Annotated in this window: 12 protein-coding genes; 7 read left to right on the top strand and 5 right to left on the bottom strand. The window is 69.2% G+C overall.

The window, feature by feature from the left end:
• The first annotated feature begins 11 nt into the window (after window positions 1-11).
• From SSP29_RS10990 to SSP29_RS10970, 4 genes are all read left to right on the top strand, one after another.
• A complete protein-coding gene (locus SSP29_RS10990) occupies window positions 12-425 on the top strand; it encodes an arsenate reductase ArsC (RefSeq protein WP_089100364.1) in 414 nt (137 codons plus the stop codon).
• 1,258 nt (window positions 426-1,683) lie between these two features.
• On the top strand, window positions 1,684-1,962 hold the full coding sequence (locus SSP29_RS10980; RefSeq protein ID WP_145968876.1) for a hypothetical protein: 279 nt from the start codon (window positions 1,684-1,686) through the stop codon (window positions 1,960-1,962).
• A gap of 258 nt (window positions 1,963-2,220) precedes the next feature.
• On the top strand, window positions 2,221-2,841 hold the full coding sequence (locus SSP29_RS10975) for a LysE family translocator (RefSeq protein WP_089100362.1): 621 nt from the start codon (window positions 2,221-2,223) through the stop codon (window positions 2,839-2,841).
• Window positions 2,842-2,952: 111 nt separating this feature from the next.
• Window positions 2,953-3,984, top strand: a complete 1,032-nt coding sequence (locus tag SSP29_RS10970; RefSeq protein WP_089100361.1) for an AI-2E family transporter — start codon at window positions 2,953-2,955, stop codon at window positions 3,982-3,984.
• A 9-nt stretch (window positions 3,985-3,993) separates the two neighbouring features.
• Here SSP29_RS10970 and SSP29_RS10965 read toward each other — a convergent pair whose 3' ends face one another.
• Entirely contained in the window at window positions 3,994-6,105 is a 2,112-nt protein-coding gene (locus SSP29_RS10965) for a SpoIIE family protein phosphatase (protein WP_089100360.1), read from the bottom strand.
• A gap of 169 nt (window positions 6,106-6,274) precedes the next feature.
• On the opposite strand from SSP29_RS10965, the gene aspS reads away from it, so the two are divergent.
• Both aspS and SSP29_RS10955 read left to right on the top strand, forming a co-directional pair.
• Window positions 6,275-8,038 (top strand): aspartate--tRNA ligase, encoded by a 1,764-nt coding sequence (gene aspS, locus SSP29_RS10960; protein WP_089100359.1) that lies wholly within the window; start codon window positions 6,275-6,277, stop codon window positions 8,036-8,038.
• A 141-nt stretch (window positions 8,039-8,179) separates the two neighbouring features.
• The gene (locus SSP29_RS10955) at window positions 8,180-9,106 is read left to right on the top strand and encodes an intradiol ring-cleavage dioxygenase (protein WP_089100358.1); all 927 of its coding nucleotides are present in this window, start codon (window positions 8,180-8,182) and stop codon (window positions 9,104-9,106) included.
• Window positions 9,107-9,170: 64 nt separating this feature from the next.
• Here SSP29_RS10955 and SSP29_RS10950 read toward each other — a convergent pair whose 3' ends face one another.
• Entirely contained in the window at window positions 9,171-9,878 is a 708-nt protein-coding gene (locus tag SSP29_RS10950; RefSeq protein WP_089100357.1) for an FG-GAP and VCBS repeat-containing protein, read from the bottom strand.
• 27 nt (window positions 9,879-9,905) lie between these two features.
• Entirely contained in the window at window positions 9,906-10,379 is a 474-nt protein-coding gene (locus SSP29_RS10945) for a hypothetical protein (RefSeq protein WP_089100356.1), read from the bottom strand.
• A gap of 187 nt (window positions 10,380-10,566) precedes the next feature.
• On the opposite strand from SSP29_RS10945, the gene SSP29_RS10940 reads away from it, so the two are divergent.
• Window positions 10,567-11,919 (top strand): pectate lyase family protein, encoded by a 1,353-nt coding sequence (locus SSP29_RS10940; protein ID WP_089100355.1) that lies wholly within the window; start codon window positions 10,567-10,569, stop codon window positions 11,917-11,919.
• A gap of 115 nt (window positions 11,920-12,034) precedes the next feature.
• On the opposite strand, the gene SSP29_RS10935 is transcribed toward SSP29_RS10940, so the two are convergent.
• Together SSP29_RS10935 and metG are read right to left on the bottom strand one after the other, a co-directional pair.
• Window positions 12,035-13,525, bottom strand: a complete 1,491-nt coding sequence (locus tag SSP29_RS10935; protein WP_089100354.1) for a polysaccharide pyruvyl transferase family protein — start codon at window positions 13,523-13,525, stop codon at window positions 12,035-12,037.
• Between the two features lie 166 nt (window positions 13,526-13,691).
• Window positions 13,692-15,407 carry a methionine--tRNA ligase gene (gene metG, locus SSP29_RS10930; RefSeq protein ID WP_089100353.1) on the bottom strand — a complete coding sequence of 572 codons (1,716 nt, stop codon included), beginning with the start codon at window positions 15,405-15,407 and terminating at the stop codon, window positions 13,692-13,694.
• Window positions 15,408-15,470: the final 63 nt, after the last annotated feature.

Genomic DNA, 15,470 nt, shown 5'->3' with positions numbered 1-15,470 from the left:
AGTCACCCGTCATGAGCACTTCCCCCGCACGCCCGTCGGTGCTGTTCGTCTGCGTCCACAACGCCGGCCGCTCCCAGATGGCCGCCGCCTTCCTCACTCACCTGGCGGGCGACCGCATTGAGGTCCGATCCGCCGGCTCGGCCCCCGCCGACACCGTCAACCCGGCCGTGGTCGAAGCGATGACCGAGGTCGGCATCGACATCTCCGCCGAGACACCGAAGATCCTCACGGTGGAGGCCGTCCAGGCGTCCGACGTCGTGATCACCATGGGGTGCGGCGACACCTGCCCCGTCTTCCCCGGTAAGCGGTACCTCGATTGGCAGCTTGAGGACCCTGCCGGGCAGGGCGTCGAAGCTGTCCGCCCGATCCGCGACGCGATCGAAGAGCGCATCCGGGCGCTGATTTCGGAGGTGGCGCCCAGCTGACCGGCCAGAGTTCCCACAGGTGCCGCATCTGATGAAGAGATCGGAAGGGGGACGGAGCGGCGGACCGGACGTGTCTGGGCGGTGCTCGACGCGATAGGGCCGCCCGCCTTCGGTTCAGGCGGACGGCCCGTGTCTGGAGTGCGGAGGCCAGGTTCAGGGACGTGGTGCTGTCCGTGCCCTAGCCCAGTTCTCCCGAGGGTGGGACAGGTGGCAACGCGACGGCATGGCTCGGGCAGGCGTACAGGGTCACTCCTGCACCGGTGGGGCGCTGGAGGTGAGGAACCGGGATCGGGGCGTACGTCCAGTTCCCGCATCGGCAGCACGTTGCGCCGGTACGTGCGCCGAGCGGACGGACGGGGGAGGGGCCGCTCAGCGCACCGGGTCTGCTGCACTCCCATGGACGCGTGCGTTCCAGTGCTTCCCAGAGCTTTTGGGGGCCGCTCTGGTGGACTTCGGGTGGGGTGATCCACTCGGCCGTTGCCCGTGCCCGCGAACCATCCGGGTGGACCAGGATCGCCGTGCGTGTGCGTCCGCTGGTCGTATAGCCGACTTCCACCCCCGGCGCCGTCACCTCCAGCATGGACCGCAGTTCCCACGCATTGGCCACGTCCACTACGGGGTGGCGGCCGGTGCTCTTCAGCGTCCCCTCCTCCTCGCCGGCGAGAGCGAACAACTCGGCAAGAGGGGGCGCGTAGTCATGAGGTGCGTCAAGGTCGGGGGCTTCGACGGCATTTGACCTGGCGGGACTCTTCATCGCTCGTGCGCTCGGCTGGGGCTGCCGCGGACGGCATTTCATTACTCGCGCCCTGGCGCGGAAGGAACCAGCTTCAACTGGGCTTTCAGCGAGAAAATCTGCATGTTCATCGGATCCTGCGGCACTTGATCTGCGGCGATATCGGGCGCTCCTGACGCCCCGTCAGGACGCTGTCAGGCCTTGCGCCATATGTCCGTTTTGATGAAAGTGTGGGATGAGTCTCAGAAGCCGTGATCATCTTTGATTTATGGGGCTCAACAGCCAGAAGATCTGGGCAACCGCAAGGGCCCGTCGGTGCACTGTGAGAGGTCACGCCGACGGGCCCTGGTGGGCCAATGTCCCGCGAACACAGAACCGGACCCAGAGTGGACAGTACACAAGTCATCGAGGCGACTCCCGCCCCCCGGAGGGCGATCCTCGTCACGTCGCTCGAACAGGCTTCTGATATCCGCGACAGTTCCGCGACCGGACGTCAGTACATCGACACCCGCCGTGGAGGTCGCCATGTGTGACACGTACACCGAGCAGCAGGTCGCCGTCATGGTCAGGGACCTCGACCGCCTCGATCTTCGCGACGAACGGATCCTGCTCGGCACTGCCATCGGTGGATGGGTCCTGACCGGCGGGTGCTATATAGAAGTGGCGTACGCCGCTTTCCATGCAAACGGTCCGCTCACGACTGCGTTCGGTATTTTCGGCACGGCGATCGGCGGCTGCAGCTACAAGGTGTTCAAAGTCTTCAAGGGTAGGCGCGCGCGTCGCCGTGACCGCAACAACAACTGACACCAGTCAGGCGGCCTCCGCCAAAGGCCGTTGAGAAGCCGTGAAGACCAAAGGCGCCCGAGCCGCTCACCACCGGAGGAACCAGGTGAGCGGCTCTGCCGCGTTCGGGACGTCGCCAAGGATCTGGGCGACGTCGAATTTAGGTTGGGATCCCGCACCAGCACCCCATCGGACTGTCCTGTGTCATCGAAGTTTGATCGGTTCAGGGGGCTGTCCCCTTCGAGAGAGGGAGGCAGGGCATGGTGCGAGACTGAGCCCATGTTCGTTCAGTTCCTTGCGGCTACGGGCGTGCTCGCTGTTCTGACGCTGGTCCCCGGCCCGGACATGGCGGTGGTGACGAAGCGAGCCATCGCGTCCGGCTGGCGGGACGGCCTGCGCACGGTCGGCGGCATCGCAGCGGGCCTGCTCATCTGGGGCACACTCACCGTCGTCGGTCTGGCCGCCGTTCTGGCGGCGTCCGCCACGGCCTACACGGTCGTCAAGTTTCTCGGCGCGGCCTACCTGGGCTTCCTTGGAGCCCAGGCGCTATGGCAGAGCCGACGCGGCCGTGTCGTCACCGCAGCGGGCAACGTTCCCTCCTCGGCCGGCAACCCGTGGCGCACCGGGCTGGTCAGCAACGTCTTCAACCCCAAGATCGCCGTCTTCTACACGGGCCTGCTGCCCACCCTCGCGCCGTCCGGGTTCTCACCACACCTCGGGATGACCCTGCTGGTCCTCATCCACGCGGCCCTCACACTCATCTGGCTCGGCAGCTACGTGATGTTGCTGGCCAAGGCCCGGTCCTTCTTCGAGAAGCCCGCTGTACGACGTGCTCTGGACCGCATCACAGGTGTCGTCCTGATCGGATTCGGGATCAAGGTCGCCACCTCTCAGCCCTGAACCTGGATGTCCAGGGGGCGGAGCCCCCTGGTACGGCGGCTGGGGGTGCGTTCACTCGGTGGGGGGCGTACGGCGGGGCATCCGCCGGCCTCGCGTGGTCCGCTAGGACCTGTGCAGCTGTTGCCCGAGCCCGTGCGCCGTTTCGCCGCGTGGTGTGCGGTGCTGCTGCTGGCCGCCGGGGTGGGGTACGTCGGTGTCCGGCTCTGCTCGGAGTTCCGCACCGCGGTGACCCCGGTACTGCTCGCCCTGCTCGGCACCGCCCTGCTCGGCCCGCTGTACCGACGGCTCGTTCAGGTCGGCGTGCACCGCTCCCTCGCCGCCGGACTCACCTGCGTCGCCGTGGTCGCCGTCGTCGGCGGTGCCGTCTACATCGTCGTCGCCGCGCTCATCGACACCGGCGACGAGATCGTCTCCTCGCTCAAGGCCGCGGCGAAGTCGCTGGCCCGGCACTTCGGGGCCGCCGGGACCTCGGTCGGCGACCTGGCCGGCAACGCGAAGGAGCTTCTCGCCAAGTTCGGCGGGACCGCCGCCTCCAACGTCATCAGCGGGGTGAGCGTGGTGGGAGAGGGTCTCGCCATGGCGGTCCTCGCGCTGCTGCTCGTCTTCTTCTTCCTGCGCGACTCGGACCGGGTCGTCGGCGCCATCCGGGGCGTCGCGCCCGGCTCCAGCGCCGACATGGTCGAGGCCATGGCCCGCCGTGCCTTCGAGGGCATCGAGGGGTTCATGCGCGGCACCACCGTCATCGCGTTCATCGACGCCGTCTGCATCACCGTCGGCCTGCTGGTCCTGAGGGTGCCGGGCGCCGTCGGACTCGGCGCGCTCGTCCTCGTCGGCGCCTACATCCCCTACCTCGGCGCCTTCATCTCCGGTGCCGTCGCCGTCCTGGTCGCCCTCGCCGACCGCGGCTTCGTCATCGCGCTGTGGGCGCTGGGCGTCGTGCTCGCCGTGCAGGTGCTGGAGGGGCATGTGCTGCAGCCCATGATCCAGAGCCGGACCGTGCAGATGCATCCGGCCGTGGTGATGCTGACCATCACGGCCGGCGCCTCCGTCGCCGGGATCCTGGGCATGCTGCTGGCCGTACCGCTCACCGCGGCCGCCTTCGGGGTCGTACACGAGCTGCGCGCCCGGTACGCCACCGGCTGACGCCCCCGGCTAGGACTTGTCGGCCTCGTACAGCTCGAACCAGATGCTCTTGCCCTGCCCGCGCGGATCGACGCCCCAGGCGTCCGCCAGGACCTCGATCAGGACCAGGCCGCGGCCGGAGGATGCCAGTTCGCCGGGGCGGCGCTTGTGCGGGAGGTCGTCGCCGGCGTCCGTGACCTCGACCCGCAGACGGCGTTCGGGGACCTGGCCGGAGACCTCGGCGAGCAGCAGCGCGTCCGCGTCGGTGTGCACGAGGACGTTGGTGAGCATCTCGGAGACCAGCAGGACCGCCGAGTCGACCTGGTCGGGCGACCCCCAGTCGTGCAGCAGCTCGCGCAGGTGCTGGCGGGCCTCGGAGATCCGCTCGGGCTCGTCCTGGGCCACCGACAGCAGGGTGCGGCGCATCCGTGGCCGCAGGGCCGGCGGCTCCTCGCCGCGGCCGCCGCCCGGCCGGGACAGCAGCAGCACCGCTATGTCGTCCTCACGGCGGTCGGCCAGCGGCCCGGTGGTGTAGTGGGAGGAGGGGCCGTGCACGGCCTGGACGAGGCCGTCGGCCAGTTTCTCCAGGTCGCCGTCGTCGTGCTCCTCCATGATCGCCCGGATCCGCTGCCAGCCGCTCTCGATGTCGTGGCCGCCGGTCTCGATCAGACCGTCGGTGCAGATCATCATGGTCTCGCCGGGTTCCAGGGCGAACCGCGTCGTCGGATAGTCGGCGTCCGGGTCGATGCCGAGCGGCAGCCCGCCCGCCGTCGGCCGCCGCAGCACCGTGCCGTCGGCCATCCGGATCGTCGGGTCGAGATGTCCCGCCCGCGCGATCTCCAGCACCCCGGTCGCCGGATCCGCCTCGACGTACAGGCAGGTCGCGAAGCGCAGGTCGGCATCGTCCTCGTCGTAGGTGATCCCGTGCAGGAAACGGGAGGCCCGGGAGAGCACCGCGTCCGGGCGGTGGCCCTCGGAGGCGTAGGCGCGCAGCGCGATCCGCAGCTGGCCCATCAGTCCCGCGGCCCGTACGTCATGGCCCTGGACGTCGCCGATGACCAGGGCGTGCCGGCCGGACGGCAGCGGGATCATGTCGTACCAGTCGCCGCCCACCTGGAGTCCGCCGCCGGTCGGTATGTAGCGGGCGGCCGTGTCCATGCCGGGTATGTCGGGGCCCAGCGTCGGCAGCATGGAGCGCTGGAGGCCGTCCGTCAGCTCCCGCTCCGAGTCGGCGATCCCGGCCCGGGACAGGGCCTGCGCCAGCATCCGGGCCACCGTGGTGAGCACGGACCGCTCGTCCGGGGTGAACGACACCGGGTAGGTGAAGCCCGCCATCCAGGCGCCCATGGTCCGTCCGGCCACCGTCAGCGGCAGGAAGGCCCAGGACTGCCGGCCGAAGCGCTCGGCCAGCGGCCAGGTCACGGGGTAGCGGGACTTGTACTGCTCGGCGGAGGAGAGATAGACGGCCCGGCCGGTCCGTGCCACCTCGGCCGCCGGATAGTCGGTCTCCAGCGGCATGCTGCTGAAGGGGCTGTCCTCGTCGATCTGCTGGCCGTGGTGGCCGATCATCATCAGCCGGTCGCCCTTGACCCCGAAGACGACCAGCCCGTCCGGGGAGAACCCCGGCATCGACAGGCCCGCGGCGACCCGCAGCACCTCCTCCGTGGACCGCGCCTCGGCCAGCGCCCGGCCCGCGTCCAGCAGGAACGCCTCCCGGGAGCGCCGCCAGTCACCGGTGACCGGATGCTGGGCGGCGGCGCCGGGGGTCGGCTCGGTGACCTCCTGGAGGGTGCCGGTCACCCGGTACACGCGCTCCTCGGAGTCGTACACGGGCCGAAAACGGCTGCGCACGGTACGGATCAGCCGGCCCCGCTCGTCCATGACCCGCAGCCGCACCTCTGCAAGGGTGCCCTCGACCGCGGCCAGCCGGGTGATGCTCGTGTTCTCGTTCCAGTCCACGGGGTGGAAACGGGACCGGACCAGGGCCTCCGACAGAACGGACGCCTCGGCCGGCAGCCCGATCAGCCGGGCCGCCTCCGCGTCCGCGGTGACCAGCCCGGTGGCGGTGTCCCAGTGCCACAGCCCGGTCGCGAGGGCGGCGAGGACGTCCTCCACGGCGGGCAGGGGCTCGCCAGTTCGCATTGCCCCACTTTAAGAAGATGAGATCGCAGAGTGCCACTGTTTCAGGGCCGCATTAATGGTGGAGAGCCGATCTTTGGGTGCCCGGTACCCTTGATGGGTCCGGGCCCCGTGGCCCGTCCCGGTCGAGGAGAGCACCTCGGCAGAACCCGAAGAAGAGGAACACCCGACGATGCATCGGTACAGGTCCCACACCTGCGGCCAGCTCCGCGCCTCTGACGTCGGCACCGACGTCCGGCTGAGCGGCTGGCTGCACAATCGGCGCGACCTGGGCGGCATCCTCTTCATCGATCTGCGCGACCACTACGGCATCACGCAGCTCGTCGCCCGCCCCGGCACCCCGGCGTACGAGGCCCTGGACAAGCTCTCCAAGGAGTCCACGGTCCGCGTCGACGGCCGCGTTGTTTCACGTGGAACCGAGAACATCAACTCCGACCTGCCCACCGGCGAGGTCGAGGTCGAGGTCGGCGAGGTCGAGCTGCTCGGCGCGGCCGCCCCGCTGCCGTTCACGATCAACACCGAGGACGGGGTCAACGAGGAGCGGCGCCTGGAGTACCGCTTCCTGGACCTGCGCCGCGAGCGCATGCACCGCAACATCATGCTGCGTACGGCGGTCATCTCGGCCATCCGCCACAAGATGGTCGCCCTCGGCTTCAACGAGATGGCGACGCCGATCCTCACCGCCACCTCCCCCGAGGGCGCGCGTGACTTCGTCGTCCCCTCCCGCCTGAACCCGGGCAAGTTCTACGCCCTCCCGCAGGCCCCGCAGCAGTTCAAGCAGCTGCTGATGATCTCCGGCTTCGACCGCTACTTCCAGATCGCGCCCTGCTTCCGCGACGAGGACGCCCGCGCCGACCGTTCGCCGGGCGAGTTCTACCAGCTCGACGTCGAGATGAGCTTCGTCGAGCAGGAAGACGTCTTCCGCCCCATCGAGCAGCTGATGACCGAGCTCTTCGAGGAGTTCGGCAACGGCCGCCACGTCACCTCCCCGTTCCCGCGGATCCCGTTCCGCGAGGCGATGCTGAAGTACGGCTCCGACAAGCCGGACCTCCGTGCCCAGCTGGAGCTCGTCGACATCACGGACATCTTCGAGGGCTCGGAGTTCAAGGCCTTCGCCGGCAAGCACGTGCGCGCCCTGCCGGTCCCGGCCGTCCAGGACCAGCCCCGCAAGTTCTTCGACCAGCTCGGTGACTTCGCCGTCTCGCAGGGCGCCAAGGGCCTGGCCTGGGTCCGCGTCGCCGAGGACGGTTCCCTCTCCGGCCCGATCGCCAAGTTCCTCACCGAGGACAACGTCGCCGAGCTCACCAAGCGGCTCCAGCTGGCCGCCGGGCACGCCGTGTTCTTCGGTGCGGGCGAGTTCGACGAGGTCTCCAAGATCATGGGCGCGGTGCGGGTCGAGGCCGCCAAGCGTGCCGGGCACTTCGAGGAGAACGTCTTCCGGTTCTGCTGGATCGTCGACTTCCCGATGTTCGAGAAGGACGAGGACACCGGGAAGATCGACTTCTCGCACAACCCGTTCTCCATGCCCCAGGGCGGCATGGAGGCCCTGGAGACCCAGGACCCGCTGGACATCCTCGCCTGGCAGTACGACATCGTCTGCAACGGCGTCGAGCTGTCCTCCGGTGCCATCCGGAACCACGAGCCCGACATCATGCTCAAGGCGTTCGGCATCGCGGGCTACGACGAGGAGACCGTCGAGCGCGAGTTCGCCGGCATGCTGCGCGCGTTCCGCTTCGGCGCCCCGCCGCACGGCGGTATCGCCCCGGGCGTGGACCGCATCGTGATGCTCCTCGCCGACGAGCCGAACATCCGCGAGACCATCGCCTTCCCGCTCAACGGCAACGCCCAGGACCTGATGATGGGCGCGCCGACCGAGCTGGAGGAGACCCGCCTGCGCGAGCTGCACCTCTCCATCCGGAAGCCGCAGCCGAAGTAAGGCACACAGGCACGCAGAAACAGCACAGCTGAAGGAAAGGCTCGAAACCGGCGTCGGTTTCGAGCCTTTCGCTTGCGCACCGCGCATTCACAGCTCGCTCCGATGTTCGCACCGGCTCCGCCTTGTCTACGGTCCCTGACCATGACAGACACCCATACCCCCACAGACGCTCAATCCCCGGAAGAGAGAAGGAAGTTGGCTCGCCGTACGGTCCTGGCGGCGGGCAGTGTGGCCGTGACCGCGGTGGGCGTCGGCAGCGCCTTCGCCGCGAGCGACGGCACCGCCGCGGAGGAGGGCACCCAAGCCCAGGCCGCGGCCTCGCCCTCGTCCTCGGAGGGCGCCTGCTACACGCTCACCTCCGAACTGGTCGAGGGCCCGTACTACATCGACGCCGACAAGCTCCGCCAGGACGTCACCGAGGACCAGGAGGGCATCCCCCTGCACCTCACCCTCAAGGTGATCGACGCGGAGACCTGCAAGCCGCTCCGGAACGCGGCCGTGGACATCTGGCACTGCAACGCGTCGGGCATCTACTCCGGGTACGAGGAGATGGGCAGCGGCGGTGGCGGCGGCGGCACCCCGCCGACCGGTACCCCGCCGACCGACGCGCCCACCGGCACCCCGACCGGCCCCCCGCCCGGCGGTGGCGGCGGCCACCAGGAGCCGACCGACGACACCCGCTACCTGCGCGGCACCTGGCACACGGACCGGCACGGGCACGTCACCTTCAAGACCGTCTTCCCCGGCTGGTACCAGGGCCGGTGCGTCCACATCCACGTCAAGGTGCACGTGGACGGCGAGTGGACGGACGCCGGGTACGAGGGCGGCCACACCTGCCACACCGGCCAGCTGTTCTTCGACGAGAAGTCCGTCCTGCTGTCGGCCGAGGTGGAGCCGTACGCGAGCAACACCACCACCCGCACCACCCTCGACGGGGACAGCATCTACCCGGACAACGGGCACGAGGGCGGCCTGCTCTACCTGAAGTACAACCGCCACCACATCGCCCACGGCGTCCGCGCCCATCTGACCCTGGGCGTCGAACCGGACGAGACGAGCAACGGCTGACATCCGTGACGCGGGCGCCCGGGACTCCGGAAGGAGGACCCCGGGCGCCTGCTACGTGTTCAGATCACCGAGAGCAGTCCGTCGCCGCCCAGCGTGGTGCCCCACTGCTGGGTGAGGCCGACGGCATTCGGCGTGATGACGCGGCTGCCCGTGGCCGTCGGCCCGGCGGAGCCGCCGGGAAAGACCCAGACGGCTCCGGTGGAGTTGTTCTCGTGCGCCGCGCCGTCGCGTCCCCTCCGGCGACCACCACCCGCGTCTTCGCCCCGGCGCCCAAGCCGAGCGCGGCGACGTCCTGGCCGTAGTGCCACGGGGAGGACGACGGCGACGGCAGGTCGGTCCCGCTCGTCAGGCCGCTCCTGCTGCCCCACAGCACGGTCACCGCACCGGAGTCGGTGCCCTTCGAGGTGTCCTCGTCCGGTGTGCCGACCACCAGGTCGGCGTAGCCGTCCCGGTTCAGGTCGGCGGTGGCGGTGGCGGCGCCGAAGGCGTCGTACGTCTCGCCGGCGCCCGGCACGCCCGCGGTGTTCTGGGTGATGGTCTTACGACGGCTGGTCGACAGCCCCGAGGCGGAGCCGTACAGCACGACGACCGCGCCCGCACCCTCCTTGCCGGACACGTTCGCGCCCGGCGCGGGCAGGACCGCGTCGCGGTACCCGTCCCCGTTGAAGTCGCCGGGCACGGCGCCGTGGACGGCGGTGGCCGCAACGGCCGGCAGCAGGACGCCGCCGACCAGTGAGGCGGCCACGAACGCGGCCGCACCCCATCTGTGCATGAGTTACCCCCCTGGATTCCCCGACTGTCAGGTGTCGTACCGGCCGTCCCAGGGCTCGCCGAAGCCCAGGTGGTCCGGGTAGAGCTCGGCCCACCCGCCGTCCTCGTCGTCCTTCGCCACCAGCCCGAAGAACACACCGTCCACGACGAGCTGGAACGGGCGTATCGCGATGTCCTTGTACGTCCGCCTCGGCAGACTGCGCAGCATGCCCGCCAGGTGCGCGCGGGCCCGCGCCAGCACCGACCCGGCGCCGTCCGGATCCCGCTGCTGCTCGGCCCAGCTGCCCGCGCACCAGATCTGCGAGTCGCGGTAGTGCCCCTCGGCGTCGAAGAGATGCAGCACCGAGTAGAGCCGCTTCTGCTCCTCCCAGCCCTCGTCGAGCCGGAACCCCTCGGGAAACGCGTAGGTGACCGACGCCAGGAACTGTCCGCCGGTGTAGTGACCGATGGCCTCGGTACGGCCGTGGGGCTCGTAGGCGATCGGGATGAGCTCAGGTGCCATGGCGAAACCATACGGATGTGTTGTGAGCATGCAGGTACGGGGCCGCCGCTCCTCCAAAAAATTCACGTCTTTCCGCCGAGTCCGGCAGAAGTCGACGGCAACCTTTTCGATCTCCGCGACCACAGAGGAGTGAAGCCCGCCCCGGCGGGCCGTCCCCAGCACTTCCGAAGTACGTAAGGACTCCCCCGTGGCCTCTGCCTCTCACCGTCGGTCCCTCCGCAAGCGCCGTACCCTCGTCGTCTCCGCCGCCGTCGTGGCCGCCGGGGTCGGTGCCGGTGCGCTCGTGCTGAGCGCGAACGCCACGTCGGCCGTCGACCTCTACCACCAGACGCTCGCCGCCAAGGACGGCTGGGCGTCGTCCGGTTCCGGTACGACCGGTGGTGCGAAGGCCGACGCCGCGCACACCTTCACCGTCGCCACCCGTGCCCAGCTGGTGAAGGCGCTGGGCTCGGCGAGCGGCACCACCCCGCGCATCATCAAGGTCAAGGGCACCATCGACGCGAACACCGACGACAGCGGCAAGAAGCTGACCTGCGCGGACTACGCGGCCGGCACCGGGTACTCGCTGAGCGCCTACCTGAAGGCGTTCGACCCGTCGACGTACGGCCGCTCCAAGCTGCCCTCCGGAACCCAGGAGACGGCGCGGGCCGCCGCGCAGAAGAAGCAGGCAGCGAACATCGTCTTCAAGGTGCCGGCCAACACCACGATCGTCGGCGTCCCCGGCACCAAGGCCGGCATCACCGGCGGCATGCTCCAGATCCAGAAGGTCGACAACGTCGTCGTCCGCAACCTGACGTTCTCCGACACCGAGGACTGCTTCCCGCAGTGGGACCCGACCGACGGCGACGACGGCAACTGGAACTCCGAGTACGACGCGGTGACGCTGCGCGGGGCCACGCACGTCTGGGCCGACCACAACACGTTCAGCGACGCCGGGCACTTCGACAGCCTCAACCCGAAGTACTACGGCCGTGAGTACCAGGTCCACGACGGCGAACTCGACATCACCAAGAGCTCGGACCTGGTGACCGTCGAGCACAACCAGTTCACCAGCCACGACAAGACGATGCTGATCGGCAGCAGCGACAGCGAGCCGAGCGGCAAGCTGCGCGTCACCCTCCACCACAACATCTGGAAGGGCATCGTCCAGCGCGCCCCGCTCACCCGCGTCGGCCAGGTGCACCTCTACAACAACGTCTACGACGTCACGCCCCTCAACGGCTACGCGCTGCAGTACAGCATCAACTCGCGCGCCAAGGCCCAGGTCGTGGCCCAGAACAACTACTGGACCGTGCCCAGCTCCCTCAAGGTCTCCAAGCTGCTGAGCGGCGACGGCACCGGCTCGATCGCGGGCAGCGGCAACCTCGTCAACGGCACGACGACCGACCTCGTCGCCGCCTACAACGCCGCGAACTCCAAGAAGATCAAGACGACGGTGAACTGGACGCCGACCCTGACGGCGGGCCTGGAGAGCAGCGCGAAGAACCTCCCGGCGGAGCTGGCGAAGACGGCGGGGGCGGGTGTGCTGACCGCGAGCTGAGAACTTTTCCGGGTCGGCTGTCACACAATCGGCGGTGCCTGCCGGCCGGGTTGTTCGTGCCGGTGGCCGCAGCGCTGGTGCTGGGCCTTGCGAGCTGACGTGCGTGCGGAGGGGCTCAGTCGTGTCGGGGCCTGGACTTCGACCGGCGGATACGGCGGCGCAGGGCCGGGCCGACGCGGACCAGGACGCGCTTGTCGATGCCGGTGACCTGGCGCTCCACCGCGGACAGCTGCTTGGTGGCGGCGGTCAGTTCCTTGCTGAGGGCGTCGAGCCGGCGGGTCGTCTCGGCCGCGCGCTTCTCGGCGGTGGTCAGCCGGGTGCGCAGCTCCCTGTTCTCCTTGGCGTGCCGGGCCGCCCTGGCGTCGGCCGCGGCGATCCGCTCGCGGAGCCGGCTGATCCGGTACCGCATCTGGCCGTCGTCGCCGCCGTCCCAGACCGGCATCGACGCGGGCAGGTCGAGGGCGGCCAGCCGGGCGTCGAAGGCGGCACCGCCGTCGCCGTGGGTGTAGGTGTTCCGCAGGTCGTTGCGGTCGAGGAAGGCGATCATGCGCTCGAAGCGCTCGCCGTGTCCCTTGACCATGGCGGAGAAGTCGGCGTCCTCGTACAGGTCACGCGGGTCGGTGCCGGCGTCCAGCTCGGTGAGCGAGCGGTGCGGGATGTCGAAGTAGCGGCAGAGTTCGAGGGTGCGCGAGTCGTGGGTGAGGACGACGCTCGGGGTGCCCGCCAGCAGGGCGGCGACATTGCCGTGGATACGGGTGCCGTACGCGAAGTCGAAGCCGCGCAGTTCGTCGATCCAGGTGGCCGGGTCCAGCGGCATGCGGACCTTGTTCTCCTGGAGCAGGGCGTGGCTGAGCTGCAGCGGGAAGGGGTCCGTGTGCCCGGACTCCGGCGAGGTGTCGCCCCACATCAGCAGTTCCGCGTCGACGGTGTTCTGTGCGTAGTGGACGAGGCCGGGGTAGCGCTCCCACGCGTGCCGGGCGATGCCCGATATGTCGCCGACGGGTATCGCGTCCGGGGACAGGTTGAGGGCGATGCGGGAGGCGGCGCCCAGCTCCGTGGCCCGGATCTCCGGGAAGGTGCCGCCGTACAGGAACATCGACGGGCAGCCGATGATGTCCACGTCGTGGAAGCCGAGGCCCTTGAGGTAGTCCGAGGTCAGCTCGCCGCGTACGCCGATGGAGGCGGAGCGGTCCAGGACCGCTCGGGCGAAGCGCCGGACCGAGTCCGCCATCGGGTTCAGCCAGGTGGTGTCGTAGTCCGCGGGGGCCTGGGCGCCGACGCCGAACACCACGACCGGGATGGTGAGCTGCTCGATGAGCGTCGTCAGCCGGTCCAGGGAGGCCTGGAAGGCGGGGCGGAAGGCGTTGGCGAGCGGTACGACGAACACGTCGTACCGCTCGTTGATCTCCGCGGCCCGGCGGGCCGAAGGGTCGGTGCGGATGCCGTTGGACGTCACCTCGGTGTCCGGGGTGGTCAGCATCTTGTGCGCCGAGTCGCTGAAGAGAAGGTTCCCGGTGTTGGTCCCGATCAGGTCCTGGTGGATGAACTCCGCCGGAGTGGCGACACGGAACGGGCTCTTCCCGGAGCGGATCAGGATTCGTTTCACGGACCGCAGACTAACCCGCAGGTAAACGTGAGGTGAAGGAGGGGTAAGAGACTGATTGGTCTCTTGCCTGAGACTTACCCCACGCACGCCGAAGGCCCGGTGGGAGGTCTCCCTCCCACCGGGCCTTCGGCGGTGTGCGCGGTGTGTGTGCGTACGACGTCGGGCGTCAGGCGTCCGTGCCGCCGAAGCGCTCCTTGTACGTCTCCAGGTCCTCGTCCGTCAGCTTGGCGAACAGGACCGGGGGCACCGTGAACGGGGTGCCGGCCGGGACGGACGCCAGCGACTTCGCCTCGTCGGCGGCGACCCAGGCCGCGGTGTCGCCGGTGAGGGCGAACGCCTCGCGCATCGTCTTCGCCGTCGCCGGGATGAACGGCTCCGAGACCACCGCGTAGAGGTGGATCAGGTTCATCGCCGTGCGCAGGGTGAGAGCCGCGCCGTCCTTGTCCGTCTTGATCTCCAGCCAGGGGGCCTTCTCCTCCAGGTAGGAGTTGCCGGCCGACCACAGGGCACGCAGGGCCGCGGCGGCCTTGCGGAACTGGAGGGACTCCATGTGGGACTCGTACTCGGCGAGCAGGGCGGCGATCTCCTCGCCGAGCCTCGCCTCCGCCTCGCCGGGCTCGCCGCCGGCCGGGACCTCCTCGCCGAAGCGCTTCTTAGAGAAGGACAGGACGCGGTTGACGAAGTTGCCGAGGGTGTCGGCCAGGTCCTTGTTCACCGTCGCCGTGAAGTGCTCCCAGGTGAAGGACGAGTCGTCCGACTCGGGGGCGTTGGCGATGAGGAAGTAGCGCCAGTAGTCGGCGGGGAGGATGTCGAGGGCCTGGTCGGTGAAGACGCCGCGCTTCTGCGAGGTGGAGAACTTGCCGCCGTAGTACGTCAGCCAGTTGAAGGCCTTGACGAAGTCGACCTTCTTCCACGGCTCGCGCACGCCGAGCTCGGTGGCCGGGAACATCACCGTGTGGAAGGGGACGTTGTCCTTCGCCATGAACTCCGTGTAGCGGACGTCGGTGTCGACGTCGTACCACCAGGACTTCCAGTCGCGGTTGTCCGGGTCCTGGTCGGCCCACTCCTTCGTCGCGCCGATGTACTCGATCGGGGCGTCGAACCAGACGTAGAAGACCTTGCCCTCGGCCGCCAGCTCCGGCCAGGTGTCGGCCGGGACGGGCACGCCCCAGTCCAGGTCACGGGTGATCGCACGGTCGTGCAGGCCCTCGGTCAGCCACTTGCGGGCGATGGAGGAGGCCAGCTGCGGCCAGTCGTCCTCGTGGCGGGAGACCCACTCCTCGACCTCGTGCTGCAGCTTGGACTGGAGGAGGAAGAGGTGCTTGGTCTCGCGGATCTCCAGGTCGGTGGAGCCGGAGATCGCCGAACGCGGGTTGATCAGGTCGGTCGGGTCCAGGACGCGGGTGCAGTTCTCGCACTGGTCGCCGCGGGCCTTGTCGTAGCCGCAGTGCGGGCAGGTGCCCTCGACATAGCGGTCGGGGAGGAAACGGCCGTCGACCGGGGAGTACACCTGGCGGATCGACCGCTCCTCGATGAAGCCGTTCTCGTTCAGCCGACGGGCGAAGTGCTGGGTGATCTCGCGGTTCTCGGTGCTGGAGCTGCGGCCGAAGTAGTCGAATGCGAGTGCGAAGCCGTCGTAGACCGCCTTCTGGGCGTCGTGCGCCTGGGCGCAGAACACGTCGACCGGGAGGCCCTGCTCCTTCGCCGCGAGTTCGGCGGGGGTGCCGTGCTCGTCCGTCGCGCAGATGTAGAGGACGTCGTGGCCGCGCTGGCGGAGGTACCGGGAGTACACGTCCGCCGGGAGCATGGACCCCACCATGTTGCCCAGGTGCTTGATCCCGTTGATGTACGGAAGGGCGCTGGTGATGAGGTGTCGAGCCATCGGGGGCTGCTCCCAGGTCGCGGTTGCTGTAGGTGGTTTCTACAGGTGTGAACCTTGAAATCG

Origin of the sequence: Streptomyces hyaluromycini (genome assembly GCF_002217755.1) — a bacterium.
Taxonomy (GTDB): Bacteria; Actinomycetota; Actinomycetes; order Streptomycetales; family Streptomycetaceae; genus Streptomyces; species Streptomyces hyaluromycini.
Note: the sequence above shows the minus strand (reverse complement) of the source record. Positions and strands in the feature narration are given on the sequence as shown.